We start from the raw sequence: 18,148 nt of genomic DNA, 5'->3' as shown, positions 1-18,148 counted from the left end.
GGGGCGCGTGGGTGCTTGGGCGGTTGGCGATGGTGGCACGCGGGGCGCTGCGCGGGTACCTTACGGAGACAGGCGGGGTCAGCTGCAGAGGGCACTGCGGCCGACTCGTGGATGGATCAGGGAGTGTCCACCCCTAGTTCTCATAGGGACGGCCGCTCACCATCACGCCGAAAGGTGGAGCCCACCGCAGGGGCTACTGCAGCGGGCTCCTGGCCACTACGCGGAGTGTCCACCCCTAGGTTTTGTAGGGGTGGCCGCTCAGCGGCCGTAAATCCGCAAGATCCACCTCCTCCGGCACTTCACCGTCCAAAGACGGATCCGATCCCAGCGAGTGGGCCTGCGGTGACGGCCCATGGGCGCGCCCCCTTCCATGACGCCGCCCAGTAAGCCCGGTGGACGGCCCATCGGAACTCCGGGCCGGGCCCCGGGCCACCGGGTCCGGAACCTCGTTCCTTGGAAGGGGGCGCCCCAGACAACCGGGTCGCCGATCACAGACACTACCGCCCCACATCACCCGTTCAGCCCGCATTCGCCCCGAACGCAACCACGCGCCCCCACCTCACCGAACACGCCCCCACCTGCCCGAACGCCAAGAGGCCCGGCCACCCGCCTGAGCGAGTGACCGGGCCCCTTAGGTGAAGCCGCCCCTTCCGGGAAGGGCGGTAAGCCCTACCGCTTGTGCTGCGCGTCCGCCACCGTCACCTCGACGCGCTGGAACTCCTTCAACTCGCTGTAGCCGGTCGTGGCCATGGCGCGGCGCAGGGCGCCGAAGAAGTTCATGGAGCCGTCGGGGGTGTGCGAGGGGCCGGTGAGGACCTCCTCGATGGTGCCGACGGTGCCGAGGTCGACCTTCTGGCCGCGCGGCAGCTCCTCGTTGACGGCCTCCATGCCCCAGTGGTGGCCCCTGCCGGGCGCGTCGGTCGCGCGGGCGAGCGGGGAGCCCATCATCACGGAGTCCGCGCCGCAGGCGATCGCCTTGGGCAGGTCGCCGGACCAGCCGACACCGCCGTCCGCGATCACGTGCACGTACCGGCCGCCGGACTCGTCCATGTAGTCGCGGCGGGCGGCGGCCACGTCGGCGACGGCAGTGGCCATGGGGACCTGGATGCCCAGCACGTTGCGCGTGGTGTGCGCGGCGCCGCCGCCGAAGCCGACGAGGACACCGGCCGCGCCGGTGCGCATCAGGTGCAGGGCGGCGGTGTAGGTGGCGCAGCCGCCGACGATCACCGGGACGTCCAGCTCGTAGATGAACTGCTTCAGGTTCAGCGGCTCGTGCGAGGAGGAGACGTGCTCGGCGGAGACCGTGGTGCCGCGGATGACGAAGATGTCCACGCCCGCGTCGACGACGGCCTTGGAGAACTGGGCGGTGCGCTGCGGGGAGAGCGCGGCGGCGGTGACCACACCGGAGTCGCGCACCTCCTTGATGCGCGCCCCGATCAGCTCCTCCTTGATCGGAGCGGCGTAGATCTCCTGGAGGCGGCGGGTCGCGGCCTCGGCGGGCAGCTCGGTGATCTCGTCCAGCAGGGGCTGCGGGTCCTCGTGGCGGGTCCACAGGCCTTCGAGGTTGAGCACGCCGAGGCCGCCCAGCTCCCCGATGCGGATGGCGGTGGCCGGGGAGACGACGGAGTCCATGGGGGCGGCCAGGAAGGGCAGCTCGAACCGGTAGGCGTCGATCTGCCAGGCGATCGAGACCTCCTTCGGGTCCCGCGTACGGCGGCTGGGGACGACGGCGATGTCGTCGAAGGCGTACGCCCGGCGGCCGCGCTTGCCGCGCCCGATCTCGATCTCAGTCACGTCTGTGGCCTTTCCCTGATGCGTTGCAGCGTCTTCCAGTATCGCCGACACCCATGACAAGGGCGGCCCCGGTGCACCCGGGACCGCCCTCGGACGTCGTCGGCCGTGCTCTAAGCGCGCGACGCCGCACGCGCGTGGATCACTTCCCGCTCACTTCTTGCTGCTGTAGTTCGGCGCCTCGACGGTCATCTGGATGTCGTGCGGGTGGGACTCCTTGAGGCCCGCCGAGGTGATCCGCACGAACCGGCCCTTGGACTCCATCTCCTCGATGGTGGCGGCGCCGACGTAGCCCATGGTCTGGCGCAGGCCGCCGACGAGCTGGTGCAGGACGTTGGCGAGCGGTCCGCGGTAGGGGACCTGGCCCTCGATGCCCTCGGGCACGAGCTTCTCGTCGGCGGTCACGTCGGCCTGGAAGTAGCGGTCCTTCGAGTACGACCTGCCCTGGCCGCGGGACTGCATGGCACCCAGCGAGCCCATGCCGCGGTACGACTTGAACTGCTTGCCGTTGATGAAGAGCAGCTCGCCCGGGGACTCCTCACAGCCGGCGAGGAGGCTGCCCAGCATCACCGTGTCGGCGCCGGCGGCCAGCGCCTTGCCGATGTCGCCGGAGTACTGCAGGCCGCCGTCGCCGATCAGCGGGACGCCGGCGGCGCGGGCCGCGAGGGACGCCTCGTAGATGGCGGTGACCTGGGGAACGCCGATGCCGGCGACGACGCGGGTGGTGCAGATGGAGCCCGGGCCCACGCCCACCTTGATGCCGTCCACACCGGCGTCGATCAGCGCCTGGGCGCCGTCGCGGGTGGCGACGTTGCCACCGACCACGTCGACGTTCACGCTCGACTTGATCTTCGACATCCAGCTCAGGGCGTTGCTGTTGTGGCCGTGCGAGGTGTCGACGACCAGGAAGTCGACTCCGGCCTCGGTGAGCGCCTGGGCGCGCTCCAGCGCCTCCGGGCTGGCGCCGACGGCGGCACCGACGAGCAGCCGGCCCTCGGCGTCCTTCGCGGCGTTGGGGTACTTCTCGGCCTTGACGAAGTCCTTGACCGTGATCAGGCCCTTGAGGACGCCCTCGTCGTCCACCAGCGGCAGCTTCTCGATCTTGTGCTTGCGCAGCAGCTCCATGGCATCGGGGCCGGAGATGCCCACCTTGCCGGTGACCAGCGGCATCGGGGTCATGACCTCGTGCACGCGGCGGCTGCGGTCGCTCTCGAAGGCCATGTCGCGGTTGGTCACGATGCCGAGCAGCTTGCCGGCCGGGTCGGTGACCGGGACGCCGCTGATGCGGAACTTCGCGCACAGGGCGTCCGCCTCGGCGAGCGTGGCCTCCGGGTGCACCGTGATCGGGTCGGTGACCATGCCGGACTCCGACCGCTTCACCAGGTCGACCTGGTTGGCCTGGTCCTCGATGGAGAGGTTGCGGTGCAGCACGCCGACGCCGCCGAGGCGGGCCATCGCGATCGCCATGCGGGACTCGGTCACCTTGTCCATCGCCGCGGACAGCAGCGGGATGTTCACCCGGACGTTGCGGGAGATGCGGGACGAGGTGTCGACCGCGTTGGGGAGCACCTCGGATGCGCCCGGCAGCAGCAGCACGTCGTCGTAGGTCAGCCCGAGTGTCGCGAATTTGCCGGGCACTCCGTCGACGTTTGCAGTCATGACACCTTCCCCAAATGGCCTTGCTCGGTGCGGATGTCCATGCTAACGGGAAGCGGAGGCGTCTCATTCCACGACGAAGAGCCGCCCTGAGCTTCGTATCTTCCTATGAGATCGGCGCGTCGCCGGTCAACGGGGGCCGGGCTACTGCTCGGCGAGCGCCCGCAGCCTGCTGAGCGCCCGGTGCTGGGCAACCCGGACGGCTCCCGGTGACATTCCCAACATCTGTCCCGTCTCCTCGGCGGTCAAGCCGACCGCGATACGCAGGAGCAACAGCTCGCGCTGGTTCTCGGGGAGGTTGGCGAGCAGCTTCTTGGCCCACTCGGCGTCGCTGCTGAGCAGGGCGCGCTCCTCCGGGCCGAGGGAGTCGTCCGGCCGCTCGGGCATCTCGTCGGAGGGCACGGCCGTCGAACCGGGGTGGCGCATCGCCGCGCGCTGGAGGTCGGCGACCTTGTGGGAGGCGATGGCGAAGACGAACGCCTCGAAGGGGCGGCCGGTGTCCCGGTAGCGCGGCAGGGCGAGGAGGACCGCGACGCAGACCTCCTGGGCCAGGTCCTCCACGAAGTGACGCGCGTCGCCCGGGAGCCGGGACAGACGGGTGCGGCAGTAGCGCAGCGCGAGCGGGTGGACGCGGGCCAGCAGGTCGTGCGTGGCCTGCTCGTCGCCGTCGACGGCACGGTGCACGAGCGCACCGATCGCCCCTGGGGCAACTGCCGCCTCGTCGTCGCGCATCGGTCCATCGTGCCTTGGCGTCGTATGCCCGGTGGCACCGCCTTCGTGGTTGTGCACCGAAGCGTTATGAGCAGGTGCGCCGGAACCCATCCCCTGCGCCCTCCCATTCCGCTCGACCGACTCGTCCCCGAGGAACTCCACACCTCAAGGATGCGGCATCCGCGGCGAAACGAGCACCGGCCGCCCGGTGGGCCGCATTGCCACTGGTACCCGACGTGCGGTACGCGACACCGCTCGCGCCCCTTGCGGGGCCCCCGGCCGGCCCCCGCTCACGCGAGGACGGCCCTCGGGGTCCGGCCGCACGGACTCGTGCACGGCGGCCCGGCCCGGACGCCCACCGCGGAACCGACGGGCGTCCGGGCCGGGCCGTCGTACGCCGGAGCTGTGGGGCCGTGGGGCCGCTGCCCGCCCCGCGCGTCCCCGGCCGGCCGGAACGGCCCGGGCGGACGCCACGGCGCGAGCGGCTGGTCACGGCCGTACGACCGCTCCCTGCGCCCCTCGCGCGAGGGCGTGACCCTGAGTCGAGGCAGGACCTAACGCACCAGGCCCCACCGGAAACCGAGGGCCACCGCGTGCGCGCGGTCGGAGGCGCCGAGCTTCTTGAACAGGCGCCGGGCGTGGGTCTTGACGGTGTCCTCGGAGAGGAACAGCTCACGCCCGATCTCGGCGTTGGAGCGGCCGTGGCTCATGCCCTCCAGGACCTGGATCTCACGCGCGGTGAGGGTGGGCGCGGCGCCCATCTCGGCCGAGCGCAGCCGGCGCGGGGCCAGCCGCCAGGTGGGGTCGGCGAGGGCCTGGGTCACCGTGGCGCGCAACTCCGCGCGGGAGGCGTCCTTGTGCAGGTAGCCGCGAGCACCGGCGGCCACGGCGAGCGCGACGCCGTCGAGGTCCTCGGCGACCGTGAGCATGATGATGCGCGCCCCGGGGTCGGCGGACAGCAGGCGCCGGACCGTCTCGACGCCGCCCAGTCCGGGCATGCGCACGTCCATGAGAATGAGGTCCGAGCGGTCGGCGCCCCAGCGGCGGAGGACTTCCTCGCCGTTGGCCGCCGTCGTCACGCGCTCGACGCCGGGCACGGTCGCGACCGCGCGGCGGAGCGCCTCTCGGGCAAGCGGGGAGTCGTCGCAGACGAGGACGGATGTCATGGCCGCCCTCCGCAGCTGATGCGCGTCACCTTGAGCCTCCAGGCTGGTACGAAATCGTCACCTGTGCGGTCGACCGTCTCGGACGCCTGCCCGAGCACTTGTGTTTTCAACCGCCTCCGCACTCTCAACGACGGTCACTCGAAAGAGTTACGGGGCCGTACGCCGTTTTCGGCACTCTACGTGAGTGAGCGGACACAGTGCAGACACAGACGTCATACCCTCAACTTTTCATCACAAGCTATGCCCCATTTGGCCCCTTTTCTTCCCGTTTCTAGGTGTCTAGGGCTAGATTCGCAATGAGTCATATTTTCATCTCCTTAGATCGGGGATGTACGGTCGTTGGCACCGTATCCGCCACCGAACGGCTACAAGGGGTCACGCAATGGCAGATTTCTCCCGCCTTCCCGGACCGAATGCGGACCTGTGGGACTGGCAGCTGCTGGCTGCCTGCCGCGGAGTGGACAGCTCGCTCTTCTTCCATCCCGAGGGCGAGCGCGGGGCGGCTCGGAGCGCTCGAGAGAACTCGGCCAAGGAGGTCTGCATGAGGTGCCCGGTCCGTGCGGAGTGCGCGGCACACGCCTTGGCGGTGCGCGAGCCGTACGGGGTATGGGGCGGCCTGACCGAGGACGAGCGCGAGGAGCTCATGGGGCGAGCACGGAACCGACTGGTGACGGCCTCGTCATCAAGCGGCGACACCGCTTCGAACACCTGAAGGAACGTTTCTTCTTACCCATACGGACGCACGGCGACGGAGACAGGCGGCACATCGGAGGCAGGCGACAAGGGCACACGCGCGCGTGCCCTTCTTCTCCGCACACCCGCGCCCGTTCTCCGCACACCCGGGCCCGGTTCCCCGCCGCGCACCGCGCCCCGGCCCTTCCCGGCTCACCTGGCCCCGGCGCGGACCAGTTCGTCGAGGGTGGCGGCCACCGTCGGCACCTGGGCCAGGTCGGGCAGGGTGAGCGCGACGATCTCGCGGCGCACCGTCGGCTCCAGCGCCACGGTGCTCGCGCCCCGGGGCCGTACGGACTCGATCGCGAGCTGGGGCAGCACGGCGACGCCCAGACCGGCGCCCACCAGCCCGGCCACCGCCGGGTAGTCGTCCGTGGCGAAGTCGATGCGCGGTGTGAACCCGGCGCTCGCGCACACCTCCACGAGCTGGCCGCGGCAGCGGGGGCAGCCCGCGATCCACGGCTCGTCGGCGAGTTCCGCGATGGCGACGGACTCGGCCCGGGCCAGCCGGTGCCCTTCGGGTACGAGGCCGACGAGGCGGTCGGTGAGCAGCGGGCGTACCACCAGGTCCGCCCATTCCTCCGCGCCCGCGGCGCCCTCGTAGCGGAAGGCGAGCGCCACGTCGCAGTCGCCCGCGCGCAGCAGTTCCACGGAGCGCGGCGGTTCGGCCTCCTCCAGGGAGACGCGGGTGCCGGGGTGGGCCGCGCGCAGGGCGGCGAGGGCGGTCGGCACGAGGGTGGAACTGCCGCTGGGGAAGGAGACGAGGCGGACGCGGCCGGCGCGCAGGCCCGCGATGGCGGCGACCTCCTCCTCGGCCGCGGTGAGTCCGGCGAGGATGCCGCCCGCGTGCCGCACCAGGGCCTCGCCGACCTCGGTGAGCCGCATCTCCCGGCCGGTGCGGACCAGCAGCGGCGTGCCGGCCGATCCCTCCAGGGCCTTCATCTGCTGGCTGACGGCGGGCTGGGTGCAGCCCAGCTCGCGGGCCGCCGCGGAGAAGGAGCCGGTGGCGGCGACGGCGCGCAGGACGCGCAGATGACGGGCCTCGATCACCCTTCGAGCATAAGGGAAGCTTGGGCGAGCCGCCGGAAAACGCGTCGACACTTTGATACGGGGTCCTTTACCGTTCCGGGCATGAAGCTTCTCTCGGTCAACCTGGGCCGTCCCGTGGCCGTGCCGTACACCGACCAGCCGGAGGGCCTGACCGGTATCGGCAAGCTGCCGGTGGACCATCCGGTGCGTATCGCGGCGCCCGGGCCCAAGGGCGTCGGCGCGAGCGGGCTGGCCGGGGACGCGGTGTGCGACATGCGGCACCACGGCGGCGACGACCAGGCGGTGTACGCGATGGCGCGCGAGGACATGGACGACTGGGAGCGCGAGCTGGGCCGGGCGCTGCCCGACGGCTCGTTCGGCGAGAACCTCACCACCACGGGCATCGACATATCCGGTGCGCGGATCGGCGAGCGCTGGCGCATCGGCCCGCCGGACGGTCCCGCGGTGGTGCTGGAGGTCACCTGCGGGCGGATTCCGTGCCGGACCTTCCAGGGCCATCTGGGGGAGCGGGGATGGGTCAGGAGATTCACGCGGAAGGGTGCGCCGGGTGCCTACCTGCGGGTGATCGAGCCCGGTGAGATCCGCCGCGGGGACCCGGTCGAGATCGTGCACCGCCCGGACCACGACGTGACCGTGGCCCTGCAGTTCCGGGCCGCCACCACGGAGCGCTCACTGCTGCCGCGCCTGCTGGCGGCCGGTACGGCGCTGCACCCGGAGTCGCTGGCGGCGGCCCGGAAGTACGCGGCGGAGTACGGCGCGTCCGGCGGTGCGGAGGGCGACGCGGGAAGCGGTGCGGAAAGCGGTGCGGAAAGCGACGCGGAAAGCGGTGCGCGGAGCGCGGGTTGACGGCCCGTCCGGCCGGGTGCGCCGTCGGGTCGGACGGCCGGGCACACCGATCGCTCACTGATCGGCAGGCCCTGTGCAGAGATCGGGAACGAGGGGCGCGGACCACTAACCTTTCGCCATGACAACGGCTCTGATTACGGGATCGACCGCGGGCATCGGCGCCGCGTTCGCGCGGCGGCTGGCGGCCGACGGCCACGACCTCGTCCTGGTGGCGCGTGACACCGGACGCCTGACGGAGCAGGCGACCGAGCTGCACGACCGGCACGGCATCGAGGCCGAGGTGCTGACGGCCGACCTCGCGACCGACGAGGGCATCGAGACGGTCACCGCCCGGCTGGGCGACCGGAAGAACCCCGTCGACCTCCTGGTCAACAACGCCGGTTTCGGCAACAAGGGCCGCTACCTCGACGTGGACATGGCCGACGAGCTGAGGATGCTCAAGGTGCACGTCGAGGCCGTGTTGCGGCTGACCTCGGCGGCGACCGCGGCGATGCGCGAGCGCGGCCGGGGCGGCGTGGTGAACGTGGCCTCGGTGGCGGCGTTCGTGCCGCGCGGCACCTACGGGGCCTCGAAGGCGTGGGTCGTGCAGTTCACCCAGGGCGCGGCGCGGGACCTGGCGGGCAGCGGCGTACGGCTGATGGCGCTGTGCCCCGGTTTCGTCCGCACCGAGTTCCACCAGCGGGCCGGCATGGGCACGGACAACATCCCCGGCTGGATGTGGCTGGACGCGGACAAGCTGGTCGCGGCGGCCCTCGCGGACCTGGCCCGCGGCCGGACGGTGTCGATCCCGGACCCCCGCTACAAGGCGCTGATGGGCCTGGTCAAGGTCACGCCGCGGGGCCTGCTGGGCGGGGTCGCCTCGAAGACGGGACGCAAGTACGGGCCCCGGTGAGGCGGACCGGTGGGAAAATGGCGGTGACGGAACCGGGCCAGGGGGGCCGGAGGCGGCGCCATGACCTTCGTACAGCTCATCGAGTGCAGGACGAGCCGGCTGGACGAGATGAACCGGCTGCTGGACACCTGGGTCGAACAGGCCGGCGGGAAGCGGGCCGCGACCCACACGCTGGTCGGCAAGGACCGCTCGGACGGCGCGCACATCGTGGAGATGGTGGAGTTCCCGTCGTACGAGGAGGCGATGCGGAACCCGAACCTCCCCGAGACCGACGCGGTCTTCCGCGGCCTGGTCGCGCTCTGCGACGAGCTGCCCGTCTTCACCGATCTGGAGGTCGTACGGGACGAGCAGTTCGCCGCCTCGGCGGTGCGCCGTTTCTTCGACACGCTGACGGCCGCCGGTGAGCTGCCCCCGCTCAACGACCTGATCGACGAGGACTGCCACAGCCACGATCCGGTCAATGCGCAGGACACCATCGGTCTGGACGCGATCCGGCGCGAGTACCGGATGTGGCGGGACGCCTTCGACTTCGCCTTCACCGTCGAGGACGCGATCACGCAGGACGACCGCGCCTGCGCCCGCTGGTCGTGGGACGCCGTCCACCGCGGCGAGTTCCTGGGCATCGCCCCCACCGGGCGGCGGGTCACCATGACCGGCACGACCCTCTTCCGGTGCGGCCCGCACGGCAAGTTCACCGAGCTGTGGTGGCAGCGCGACCAGCTGGGCCTGATGCAGCAGCTGGGGGCGCTGGACGAGCTGGAGAACTGAGCGGGCCGGCCGACCTCGCCGGCGGCGGACACGCCGGTGCCCGGCACCCCTTCCGGGGTGCCGGGCACCGGCGGTTCAGCTCGGCGTGTCGCCTCAGTGGGCGTGGCCGTGGCCGTGGCCCGCGGCGGCCGGCTCTTCCTCTTCCTTCTTCTCGACGACCAGGGTCTCGGTCGTCAGGAGGAGGGAGGCGATGGAAGCCGCGTTCTCCAGGGCGGAGCGGGTGACCTTGACCGGGTCGATGACGCCGGCCTTGACCAGGTCGCCGTACTCGCCGGTGGCGGCGTTGTAGCCGCTGCCCTTGTCCAGCTCGGCGACCTTGGAGACGATGACGTAGCCCTCCAGGCCGGCGTTCTCCGCGATCCAGCGCAGCGGCTCGACGGCGGCGCGGCGGACGACGGAGACACCGGTGGCCTCGTCGCCGGTCTTGTCGAGGTTGCCCTCCAGGACCTTCACGGCGTGGACCAGAGCGGAGCCACCACCGGAGACGATGCCCTCCTCGACCGCGGCGCGGGTCGCGGAGATGGCGTCCTCCAGACGGTGCTTCTTCTCCTTCAGCTCCACCTCGGTGGCGGCGCCGACCTTGATCACGCACACGCCGCCGGCCAGCTTCGCGAGGCGCTCCTGGAGCTTCTCGCGGTCCCAGTCGGAGTCGGTGGACTCGATCTCGGCCTTGATCTGCGCGATGCGGCCCTGGACGTCCGACTTGTCGCCGGCGCCGTCGACGATCGTGGTGTCGTCCTTGGTGACGGTGACGCGGCGGGCGGAACCGAGGACGTCGAGACCGACCTGGTCGAGCTTGAGGCCGACCTCCTCGGAGATGACGGTGGCGCCGGTGAGGACGGCCATGTCCTGGAGCATCGCCTTGCGGCGGTCGCCGAAGCCGGGGGCCTTCACCGCGGTGGCGTTGAAGGTGCCGCGGATCTTGTTGACGACGAGGGTGGAGAGGGCCTCGCCCTCGACGTCCTCGGCGATGATCAGCAGCGGCTTCGAGGCGTTCGCCTGGATGATCTTCTCCAGCAGCGGCAGCAGGTCCGCGATGGAGGAGATCTTGCCCTGGTTGATCAGGATGTACGGGTCGTCGAGGACGGCCTCCATACGCTCCTGGTCGGTGACGAAGTACGGCGAGAGGTAGCCCTTGTCGAAGGCCATGCCCTCGGTGAAGTCCAGCTCCAGACCGAAGGTGTTGGACTCCTCGACGGTGATGACGCCGTCCTTGCCGACCTTGTCCATCGCCTCGGCGATCAGCTCGCCGACCTGCTGGTCCTGGGCGGACAGCGCGGCCACTGCGGCGATGTCGGACTTCTCGTCGATCGGGCGGGCCGAGGCGAGCAGGTCGTCGGAGACGGCCTTGACCGCGGCGTCGATGCCCTTCTTCAGCAGCGCCGGGGAGGCACCCGCGGCGACGTTCTTCAGTCCCTCGCGCACCAGCGCCTGGGCGAGCACGGTGGCGGTGGTGGTGCCGTCACCCGCGATGTCGTTGGTCTTGGTCGCCACCTCCTTGACCAGCTGGGCGCCGAGGTTCTCGTACGGGTCCTCGACCTCGACCTCCCGGGCGATGGTGACGCCGTCGTTGGTGATGGTCGGGGCGCCGAACTTCTTGTCGATGACGACGTTGCGGCCCTTGGGGCCGATCGTCACCTTGACCGTGTCGGCGAGCTTGTTGACGCCGCGCTCGAGGGCGCGACGGGCGTCCTCGTCGAACTTCAGGATCTTCGCCATGGCAGCGGGAGCCCTCTCGGAAATCTTGGGTGAAAAAGAAACTGCGCCCCGGGCGCCCGGCTTCTTATCGGTCGCGGGGGCCAGGGGCGCAGCTCACAGCAGAAACGCTGAGGTGACTTACTTCTCGATGATCGCGAGAACGTCGCGAGCCGAGAGGACGAGGTACTCCTCGTTGTTGTACTTCACCTCGGTGCCGCCGTACTTGCTGTAGAGCACGACGTCGCCGACCTTGACGTCGAGCGGAAGACGGTTGCCGTCCTCGAAGCGGCCCGGGCCCACGGCCAGGACGACGCCCTCCTGGGGCTTCTCCTTGGCGGTGTCCGGGATGACCAGGCCAGAGGCCGTGGTCTGCTCGGCGTCGAGCGGCTGGACCACGATGCGGTCCTCGAGCGGCTTGATGGCAACCTTGGTGCTGGCGGTCGTCACGATCCGACCTCCCCCTTCGGAGATCTCACGGGGTTAACTGTCTGAGGTGGCGACCAGGTCGATCCGTCGTCGCGGGTGCCGGACCTGCCCGTCGCGTTGTTGGCACTCTCCGGTGGGGAGTGCCAGAGCCGAGACTATGACCGCGATTAGCACTCGGTCAAGCGGAGTGCCAATTGCCGTGCGGCGCGTCGGGCCGGGGGACGTTCCCGCGGGGCGGTCGTGCAGGTGCCGTCCGCTTCTGGGAGCGGCCCTGGGGCTGCCGGCCCGGACCCCCGCTCTCGGCCTGGGCGGCCTCGTCCTCGGACGCCGGACAGGCCCACTCACCGCAGGTAGTCCTGCAGCCTTCCGACCGTCAGGCCCTCCGCCTCGATGCCGCGCAGCAGGGCTGTCGTGCGTTCGCGCAGCGTCGGGCCGTCGAGGTCGTCGTCGTCCGAGGTGACCAGGAGGATGTCGCCGGGGCGCAGGCTGCGGCGGCCATGGGTGAAGCGCAGGCGGGTCTCCGTCATCGAGGCGCGCCACAGCACGACGGTGGAGACACCGCAGTCGGCCGCGGCGCGCAGGGTCGTGGTGTCGTAGGAGCCGTAGGGCGGCCTGAAGAGGCGGGAGCGGACGCCGAAGCGGGCGTGGAGCTTGTCGCGCTGGCCGCAGATCTCGGCGCGCTGGCCGGCGTAGGGCAGGCCGCGCAGGGCCGGGTGTTCCAGGGTGTGGTTCTCCAGGGCCGCGCCGACCGACAGCAGGCGCGCGAAGTGCCCGTAGCCCGGCCCGACGACGCTGTCCGTGAGGAACATGCTGACCGGCAGCCGCAGTTCGCGCACCATGTCGACGAAGCGCGGATCGCGCTCGGCGCCGTCGTCGTACGTGAGGAAGACGACCCGGTCGGGGGTGTCGACGCGGTCGATCACCGCGGGCGTCGCGGCGGCCGCCGCACGGGGCGAGGGGCGGGCCGGCGGGCGCGGGGGCGCGGGCAGCGGGGCGGCCAGGCCCCAGCGGCGGTAGGGCCGGCGCGTGGGCGCGGCCTGGCCCGCCGGCCGTACCCGCTGCGCGGCCTTGCGGCCCAGCCGTTCGATCGGGTCCACGGACGAGGCGCAGCCGGCCAGGAGCAGCAGCACGGCCGCGAGCAGCGCCGCGGCCGTGCGCCGCGGCCACGGCCGCGGTCTCACAGGTAGTCCTCCAGCCGGGCCACCGCGTACCCCTTGGCGGTCGCGTAGTTCAGGAAACGGCGCATGTCGTCGGCCATGGTGCCGTTCCACTCCTCGCGTCCGCGGAAGTGGGTGAGCACGATGTCGCCGGGGCGCAGCCGCTTGTCGTCCTCGCGGAACTCCCAGTGGTCGACGTAGACCTCCTCGTTCCAGATCGGCGCGTACCTGATGCCGCAGGACTTGGCGGCGCGCAGGGTGTCCTGGTTGTAGTTGCCGTAGGGCGGGCGCAGGAGCCGGGGGCGCTCGCCGAACTGCTTCTGCATGATGTCCTGCATGTCGCAGATCTCGCGGCGCTGCTCGTCGTAGGACAGGCCGGGCAGGTAGGGGTGGTGCAGGGTGTGGTTGTTCAGGGTGTTGCCCAGGGACTGCGCCTTGCGGAAGTAGCCGTAGTCGTCCTTGACGAGGTAGTTGCTGAGGAAGGCCGTGTAGGGGACCTTCAGGTCGTTCATCATGCGCAGGAAGGCGGGGTCCTTCTCGGCGCCGTCGTCGATGGTGAGGAAGAGGACCTTGTCCTTGGTGGGGACGGTGGTGAAGACCGGGGGCAGGTTCCAGTCCTCCTGGTGGGCCACCTCGAAGCCGGCCCGGGCGTGGATCCTCGGCTTCACGGCCGGTGGCGGCGGGGGCAGGAGCGGGGCCTGGCTCAGGCCCCAGCGCCTGGCCGCGGCGGCGCGGGCGGCGGCGGAGACCTTGAGCCGGGTGGCGTAGGAGTCGAGGGCGCGGGCGGGAGGCGCCTGGAGGCGCTGCTGGCCCGGGGCGGGGCGCACCGGGGCGTCCGGCCGGGCGCAGCCGGAGGCGAGGGCGGCGACGGCGAGGGCACCGAGCCCGGCGCGCAGCACCGCCTTGCGTCCCGGACGGCCTGGGGCGCACAGAGGACCCAGGGGACTATTTTTGTCATTTTGTACTACTGTGCTCATGGCGCCGGATCCTCGCAGGCCCCCGCCCCGAACCCGCGGCGACACCGCGACCGGCGGCGCACCGTCCACCGACTGGCCGACAATGAGCCGGTGACCGACCCACTCGCCCCGCTGCACGCCTTCGCCCCGCTGCTCACCGCCGAGGGCCGCGCCCTCCTGGAGGAAGTGCGCGGCACCGCCCCCGCCGACGAACTCGCCGTCGCCACCCGGCTGCGCCGCGACCATCCCGCCGACCTCGTCTCGGCGGCGCTCGGACAGGCCCGGCTGCGGCAGCGGGCGGCGGCGAAGTTCGGTGCCGCGGACGCGGAGCGAATGTTCTTCACGCCCCACGGCGTGGAGCAGTCCACCCGGGCGAGCGTCGCCGCCCACCGCGCGGCCCGGCTGAAGGAGCTGGGCGTGACCTCCCTGGCCGACCTGTGCTGCGGCATCGGCGGTGACGCGATCGCGCTCGCCCGCGCGGGGATCCGCGTCCTCGCCGTCGACCGGGACCCGGTGACGGCCGCCGCGGCCCGCGCGAACGCGGCGGCGCTCGGGCTCGACGGCCTGATCGAGGTCCGCGAGGCGGACGTCACGGACGTCGACACCTCGTCGTACGACGCCGTTTTCGTCGATCCGGCACGGCGTGGGGGCAGACAAGGAGGTGCCTCGCGAAGCGAGCCGGTGAGGGGTGGTGGCCGGGCGACGGGTGGGCGGATCTTCGATCCGGAGGCCTACTCGCCGCCGCTCTCCTGGGCCGTGGAGGCCGCCCTCAAGGCCCCGCACGCCGCCCTGAAGGTCGCCCCCGGCATCCCGCACGAGGCCGTCCCGCCGCAGGCGGAGGCCGAGTGGATCTCCGACGGCGGGGACGTGAAGGAGGCGGTGCTGTGGTTCGGCACCGAGCCGGGCACGGTGCGGGCGACCCTGCTGCCCGGCCCGCACAGCCTGCGCGGGCGCGGCCTGCCCGACCCGCGGGTGCGGCCCGTGGGCCGCTACCTGTACGAGCCCGACGGCGCCGTCATCCGCTCCCACCTGGTCGCCGAGGTCGCCGAGGCCCTCGACGGCGGCCTCCTCGACGCGACCATCGCCTACGTCACCGCCGACGAGGCACGCCCCACCCCGTACGCCCGCGCCTACGAGATCACCGACCACCTGCCCTTCAACGTCAAGAAGCTGAAGGCGCTGCTGCGCGAGCGCGGGGTCGGCACGCTCACCGTGAAGAAGCGCGGCTCGGCCGTCGAACCGGAGGAGCTGCGCCGCAAGGTGCTGCCGAAGCCGCACGGGCGCGGCGCGGCCACGGTGTTCCTCACCCGCGTCGCGGGCGCCCCGGCGATGCTGCTGGGGCACCCTGTCCGGCCCGCCTAGTGCTGTGGCCGGAAAACTCGCGGCGTCCGGTGCTGAAGGCACCGCCCACGCCGTTCGGGCAGTGGGGGAGCATCGCAAGGCGGAGCATCACCCGCGTACTGGACGTACTCGGGTGATGCGACAACGCGGCTGGGGGTCCCCCTGCTCGAAGAGCTTGGGGGAGCCGTGCCGGACGTCGCGAGCCGGTGAACCCTTCCGGTCACAGCGCCGGCCGGACGCCTCCCTACCGCGGTGACGCCCGCGGCGCGTCGGCCGCCGGCTCCCTCGCCACCACGCGGTCGGGGTCGGACGGTACCGTCACCACCGGCATCGCCACCGTGCGCACCCGCCCACTCGGGCAGGCTCTCCGACACCTTCCGACGCCTGTCTTCGAAAGTTTCGAAGACCCCCGGCCCTCACGCCCCCGGCCGCGCCGTGCTGCTGCGCACCACCAGGCTCGTCGCCAGTTCGACCCGGGTGGCCGCCTGCGACTCCTCCTCCCGCCCGAGGTCCAGCACCAGCCGCGCCGCCGCCTCCGCCATCTCCGTCAGCGGCTGCCGTACGGTCGTCAGCGGCGGCCCCACCCAGCGGGCCACCGGCAGGTCGTCGAAGCCGACCACGCTCAGGTCCTCCGGGATGCGCAGCCCCAGTTCGCGCGCCGCCTCGTACAGACCGAGCGCCTGGAGGTCGTTGCCCGCGAAGACGGCGGTCGGCCGGTCCGGGCGGCGCAGCAGCTTCAGGCCGAGGCGGTAGCCGGCCTCGTGGTGGAAGTCGCCGGTGACGATCAGTGACGGGTCGACCGGCACCCCCGCCGTCTCCAGCGCGGCCCGGTAGCCGTCGACCCGGGCGCGGCTGCACATCATCCGCGACGGTCCGCTGATGGCGCCGATGCGGGTGTGGCCCAGCTCTACGAGGTGCCGGGTGGCGGCGAGGCCCCCCTGCCAGTTGGTCGCGCCGATCGAGGGCACGTCGGTGCCCGGGTCGCCGGCCGGGTCCATCACCACGAACGGGATCGAGCGGCTGGTCAGCAGCGCCCGCTGGGACTCGTCGAGGCCGGACAGGACGAGCACCACGCCGTGCGGGCGGCGGGCGGCGACCTGGTCCGCCCAGGTCCGACCGGGGGTGAGCCGGCCCGCGCTCTCGGAGAGCACGACGCTCAGGCCCGCCTCGCGCGCCACGTTCTCCACACCCCGGATGACCTCCATCGCCCAGGCGCTCTCCAGTTCGTGGAAGACCACGTCGATCAGCGGCGAGCGGGTGGCCTCGGCGCGCCTGCGCCGGTAGCCGTGGGCGCGCAGCAGTTCCTCGACCCTGCTGCGGGTGGCCGGGGCGACGTCCGCACGCCCGTTGAGGACCTTCGAAACAGTCGGAGCCGACACCCCGGCCTCGCGGGCGATCTCGGCGAGGGTGGCAGAGCGGGTTTCACGGGTCTTCGTCGGCTTCATGGTCGGGATCGTATCCCTGCGCGACCCCTTGACGAACCCCCCGGCACACCTTACGTTCCCGGAACATTCGAAGTCACATCCGAAACATTCGGGCTCAGTCGTCCGGCACCACGGGTGCCGTCGGCAGCGCGTCCGGCCCGAGCGATCTCTTCGTGAGAGGTGCCCGTCACATGGAGTCCTACAGCAGGCGCTGGTTCCTCGGCGCCGGCGCCACCACCCTGGTCTCGGCCGCCGGACTCACGGCCTGCGGCTCCGGCGGCGGCTCCGGCGGGTCGGGCGGCACCATCACGGCGATGGTGTACGGCGACGACGCCGTGAAGATCCAGGTCAAGTCGGCCGACCGGTTCAACGCGTCGGCCGCCGCCCGGAAGACCAAGGGCAAGGTCACGCTGCAGAAGGTGCCCGGCGCTGAGTATCCGGCCAAGCTGCGCACCGCCATGGGCTCACCCAACGCCCCCGACGTCTTCTACAACTGGGGCGGCGGATCGATCAAGGCGTACCAGGAGGCCGGTCAGCTGGTCGACCTCACCGCCACCATCAAGTCCGACCCGGTGCTGCGGGACGGCTTCCTGCCCTCCGTCCTCGCCTCCGGCTCCCTGGACGGCAAGATGTACGGCATCCCGATGCGCGGCATGCAGCCGGTGATCCTCTTCTACAACAAGTCGCTCTTCGCCGAGCACAAGCTGCGCCCGCCCACCAGCTGGGACCAGCTGCTCGACAACAACGCGAAGCTGAAGAAGGCCGGGATCACCCCCATCGCGCTGGGCGGCGCCGACATCTGGCCCGAACTGATGTGGCTGGAGTACCTGGTCGACCGCATCGGCGGCCCCGATGTCTTCGACAGGATCAGGAACGGCAGCGCCTCGAACTGGGGCGACCCCGCCGTCCTGAAGGCCGCCGGGACGGTCAAGCAGCTCATCGACGACGGCGCCTTCGGCGACGGCTTCAGCTCGGTGGCGTACACCAACGGCGGCGCCCCCGCGGTCTTCGCCAAGGGCAAGGCCGCGATGCACCTGATGGGCTCCTGGGAGTACTCCACGCAGCTCGGCAAGTTCCCGGACTTCGCCAAGAAGGACCTGGGCTGGTGCGCGTTCCCGAAGTTCGACGGCGGCGCCGGCGACATCCGCAACGTCGTCGGCAACCCCACCAACTACTGGTCGGTGAACGCCCGTACGTCCGACAAGGACGCGGCCGTCGCCTTCCTGCGCGACAGCGCCTCCGAGGCGTACACCAAGGACCTGATCGCCAACGGCGACGTGCCGACCACGACCATCGCGGAGAAGATGCTGGACTCCTCCCCCAACCCGCCCTTCGCGAAGTTCCAGTACCAGATGGTGCGCAGCGCCCCGGCGTTCACCCTCAGCTGGGACCAGGCGGTCGACCCGAACCTGTCGCAGCCGATGCTGACGGAGGTCAACAAGCTGTTCGTGGGCAAGTCCTCGCCGAGCCGGTTCGTCTCCGCCCTCCAGGGGCTGAAGTGAGCCCGTCGGCCGCCGCCCGGGCCCGGACCACG

At 71.6% G+C, this 18,148-nt stretch carries 16 protein-coding genes; 6 read left to right on the top strand and 10 right to left on the bottom strand.

Annotated elements, in window-relative coordinates:
• Positions 1 to 669 precede the first annotated feature (669 nt).
• The 4 genes from AB0G56_RS22825 to AB0G56_RS22810 form a co-directional block, all read right to left on the bottom strand.
• The gene (locus AB0G56_RS22825; protein WP_360972100.1) at positions 670 to 1,794 is read right to left on the bottom strand and encodes a GuaB3 family IMP dehydrogenase-related protein; all 1,125 of its coding nucleotides are present in this window, start codon (positions 1,792 to 1,794) and stop codon (positions 670 to 672) included.
• Positions 1,795 to 1,944: 150 nt separating this feature from the next.
• Positions 1,945 to 3,450: an IMP dehydrogenase gene (gene guaB, locus AB0G56_RS22820; protein WP_360972098.1), complete on the bottom strand. Its 1,506-nt coding sequence runs from the start codon at positions 3,448 to 3,450 to the stop codon at positions 1,945 to 1,947.
• A 141-nt stretch (positions 3,451 to 3,591) separates the two neighbouring features.
• On the bottom strand, positions 3,592 to 4,179 hold the full coding sequence (locus AB0G56_RS22815) for a sigma-70 family RNA polymerase sigma factor (RefSeq protein ID WP_026252030.1): 588 nt from the start codon (positions 4,177 to 4,179) through the stop codon (positions 3,592 to 3,594).
• Between the two features lie 533 nt (positions 4,180 to 4,712).
• Positions 4,713 to 5,324 carry a response regulator transcription factor gene (locus tag AB0G56_RS22810; RefSeq protein ID WP_003948568.1) on the bottom strand — a complete coding sequence of 204 codons (612 nt, stop codon included), beginning with the start codon at positions 5,322 to 5,324 and terminating at the stop codon, positions 4,713 to 4,715.
• A gap of 382 nt (positions 5,325 to 5,706) precedes the next feature.
• Here AB0G56_RS22810 and AB0G56_RS22805 point away from each other — a divergent pair, with 382 nt between their 5' ends.
• Positions 5,707 to 6,036 (top strand): WhiB family transcriptional regulator, encoded by a 330-nt coding sequence (locus AB0G56_RS22805; RefSeq protein ID WP_360972095.1) that lies wholly within the window; start codon positions 5,707 to 5,709, stop codon positions 6,034 to 6,036.
• A 173-nt stretch (positions 6,037 to 6,209) separates the two neighbouring features.
• On the opposite strand, the gene AB0G56_RS22800 is transcribed toward AB0G56_RS22805, so the two are convergent.
• Positions 6,210 to 7,106, bottom strand: coding sequence for a LysR family transcriptional regulator (locus tag AB0G56_RS22800; protein ID WP_360972093.1), 897 nt, complete (start codon positions 7,104 to 7,106; stop codon positions 6,210 to 6,212).
• Positions 7,107 to 7,187: 81 nt separating this feature from the next.
• Here AB0G56_RS22800 and AB0G56_RS22795 point away from each other — a divergent pair, with 81 nt between their 5' ends.
• From AB0G56_RS22795 to AB0G56_RS22785, 3 genes are all read left to right on the top strand, one after another.
• Complete coding sequence (locus AB0G56_RS22795; protein WP_360972091.1) at positions 7,188 to 7,952, top strand: MOSC domain-containing protein; 765 nt, start codon at positions 7,188 to 7,190, stop codon at positions 7,950 to 7,952.
• A gap of 118 nt (positions 7,953 to 8,070) precedes the next feature.
• Entirely contained in the window at positions 8,071 to 8,844 is a 774-nt protein-coding gene (locus AB0G56_RS22790) for an SDR family oxidoreductase (RefSeq protein WP_360972089.1), read from the top strand.
• 60 nt (positions 8,845 to 8,904) lie between these two features.
• On the top strand, positions 8,905 to 9,612 hold the full coding sequence (locus AB0G56_RS22785; RefSeq protein ID WP_360972087.1) for an ester cyclase: 708 nt from the start codon (positions 8,905 to 8,907) through the stop codon (positions 9,610 to 9,612).
• Positions 9,613 to 9,705: 93 nt separating this feature from the next.
• On the opposite strand, the gene groL is transcribed toward AB0G56_RS22785, so the two are convergent.
• From groL to AB0G56_RS22765, 4 genes are all read right to left on the bottom strand, one after another.
• A complete protein-coding gene (gene groL, locus AB0G56_RS22780; protein ID WP_360972085.1) occupies positions 9,706 to 11,331 on the bottom strand; it encodes a chaperonin GroEL in 1,626 nt (541 codons plus the stop codon).
• Positions 11,332 to 11,448: 117 nt separating this feature from the next.
• Positions 11,449 to 11,757 (bottom strand): co-chaperone GroES, encoded by a 309-nt coding sequence (groES, locus tag AB0G56_RS22775; RefSeq protein ID WP_100569792.1) that lies wholly within the window; start codon positions 11,755 to 11,757, stop codon positions 11,449 to 11,451.
• A gap of 320 nt (positions 11,758 to 12,077) precedes the next feature.
• Complete coding sequence (locus AB0G56_RS22770; RefSeq protein ID WP_360972083.1) at positions 12,078 to 12,917, bottom strand: polysaccharide deacetylase family protein; 840 nt, start codon at positions 12,915 to 12,917, stop codon at positions 12,078 to 12,080.
• Positions 12,914 to 13,870, bottom strand: a complete 957-nt coding sequence (locus AB0G56_RS22765; protein WP_360972081.1) for a polysaccharide deacetylase family protein — start codon at positions 13,868 to 13,870, stop codon at positions 12,914 to 12,916. The genes AB0G56_RS22770 and AB0G56_RS22765 overlap by 4 nt, the downstream gene beginning before the upstream one ends.
• A 90-nt stretch (positions 13,871 to 13,960) precedes the next feature.
• On the opposite strand from AB0G56_RS22765, the gene AB0G56_RS22760 reads away from it, so the two are divergent.
• Positions 13,961 to 15,211, top strand: coding sequence for a class I SAM-dependent methyltransferase (locus tag AB0G56_RS22760; protein WP_360972079.1), 1,251 nt, complete (start codon positions 13,961 to 13,963; stop codon positions 15,209 to 15,211).
• Between the two features lie 395 nt (positions 15,212 to 15,606).
• Here the strand turns inward: AB0G56_RS22760 and AB0G56_RS22755 are convergent, their stop codons facing one another.
• Complete coding sequence (locus AB0G56_RS22755) at positions 15,607 to 16,635, bottom strand: LacI family DNA-binding transcriptional regulator (RefSeq protein WP_360972077.1); 1,029 nt, start codon at positions 16,633 to 16,635, stop codon at positions 15,607 to 15,609.
• A 170-nt stretch (positions 16,636 to 16,805) separates the two neighbouring features.
• On the opposite strand from AB0G56_RS22755, the gene AB0G56_RS22750 reads away from it, so the two are divergent.
• Positions 16,806 to 18,116: an extracellular solute-binding protein gene (locus AB0G56_RS22750; protein WP_360972075.1), complete on the top strand. Its 1,311-nt coding sequence runs from the start codon at positions 16,806 to 16,808 to the stop codon at positions 18,114 to 18,116.
• Positions 18,117 to 18,148 lie beyond the last annotated feature (32 nt).

The sequence above is a fragment of the Streptomyces sp. NPDC021356 genome (assembly GCF_040641015.1).
In the GTDB taxonomy this organism is placed as follows: Bacteria; Actinomycetota; Actinomycetes; order Streptomycetales; family Streptomycetaceae; genus Streptomyces.
The sequence above is the reverse complement of the archived record's forward strand: the minus strand, read 5'-3'. Positions and strand labels throughout refer to the sequence as shown.

Bases quoted from the DNA above. Each gene is read 5' to 3' on its own strand.
- guaB (WP_360972098.1), bottom strand. From the start codon at position 3,450: ATGACTGCAAACGTCGACGGAGTGCCCGGCAAATTCGCGACACTCGGG.
- AB0G56_RS22815 (WP_026252030.1), bottom strand. From the start codon at position 4,179: ATGCGCGACGACGAGGCGGCAGTTGCCCCAGGGGCGATCGGTGCGCTC.
- AB0G56_RS22810 (WP_003948568.1), bottom strand. From the start codon at position 5,324: ATGACATCCGTCCTCGTCTGCGACGACTCCCCGCTTGCCCGAGAGGCG.
- AB0G56_RS22805 (WP_360972095.1), top strand. From the start codon at position 5,707: ATGGCAGATTTCTCCCGCCTTCCCGGACCGAATGCGGACCTGTGGGAC.
- AB0G56_RS22795 (WP_360972091.1), top strand. From the start codon at position 7,188: ATGAAGCTTCTCTCGGTCAACCTGGGCCGTCCCGTGGCCGTGCCGTAC.
- AB0G56_RS22790 (WP_360972089.1), top strand. From the start codon at position 8,071: ATGACAACGGCTCTGATTACGGGATCGACCGCGGGCATCGGCGCCGCG.
- AB0G56_RS22785 (WP_360972087.1), top strand. From the start codon at position 8,905: ATGACCTTCGTACAGCTCATCGAGTGCAGGACGAGCCGGCTGGACGAG.
- groL (WP_360972085.1), bottom strand. From the start codon at position 11,331: ATGGCGAAGATCCTGAAGTTCGACGAGGACGCCCGTCGCGCCCTCGAG.
- AB0G56_RS22765 (WP_360972081.1), bottom strand. From the start codon at position 13,870: ATGAGCACAGTAGTACAAAATGACAAAAATAGTCCCCTGGGTCCTCTG.
- AB0G56_RS22755 (WP_360972077.1), bottom strand. From the start codon at position 16,635: ATGAAGCCGACGAAGACCCGTGAAACCCGCTCTGCCACCCTCGCCGAG.
- AB0G56_RS22750 (WP_360972075.1), top strand. From the start codon at position 16,806: ATGGAGTCCTACAGCAGGCGCTGGTTCCTCGGCGCCGGCGCCACCACC.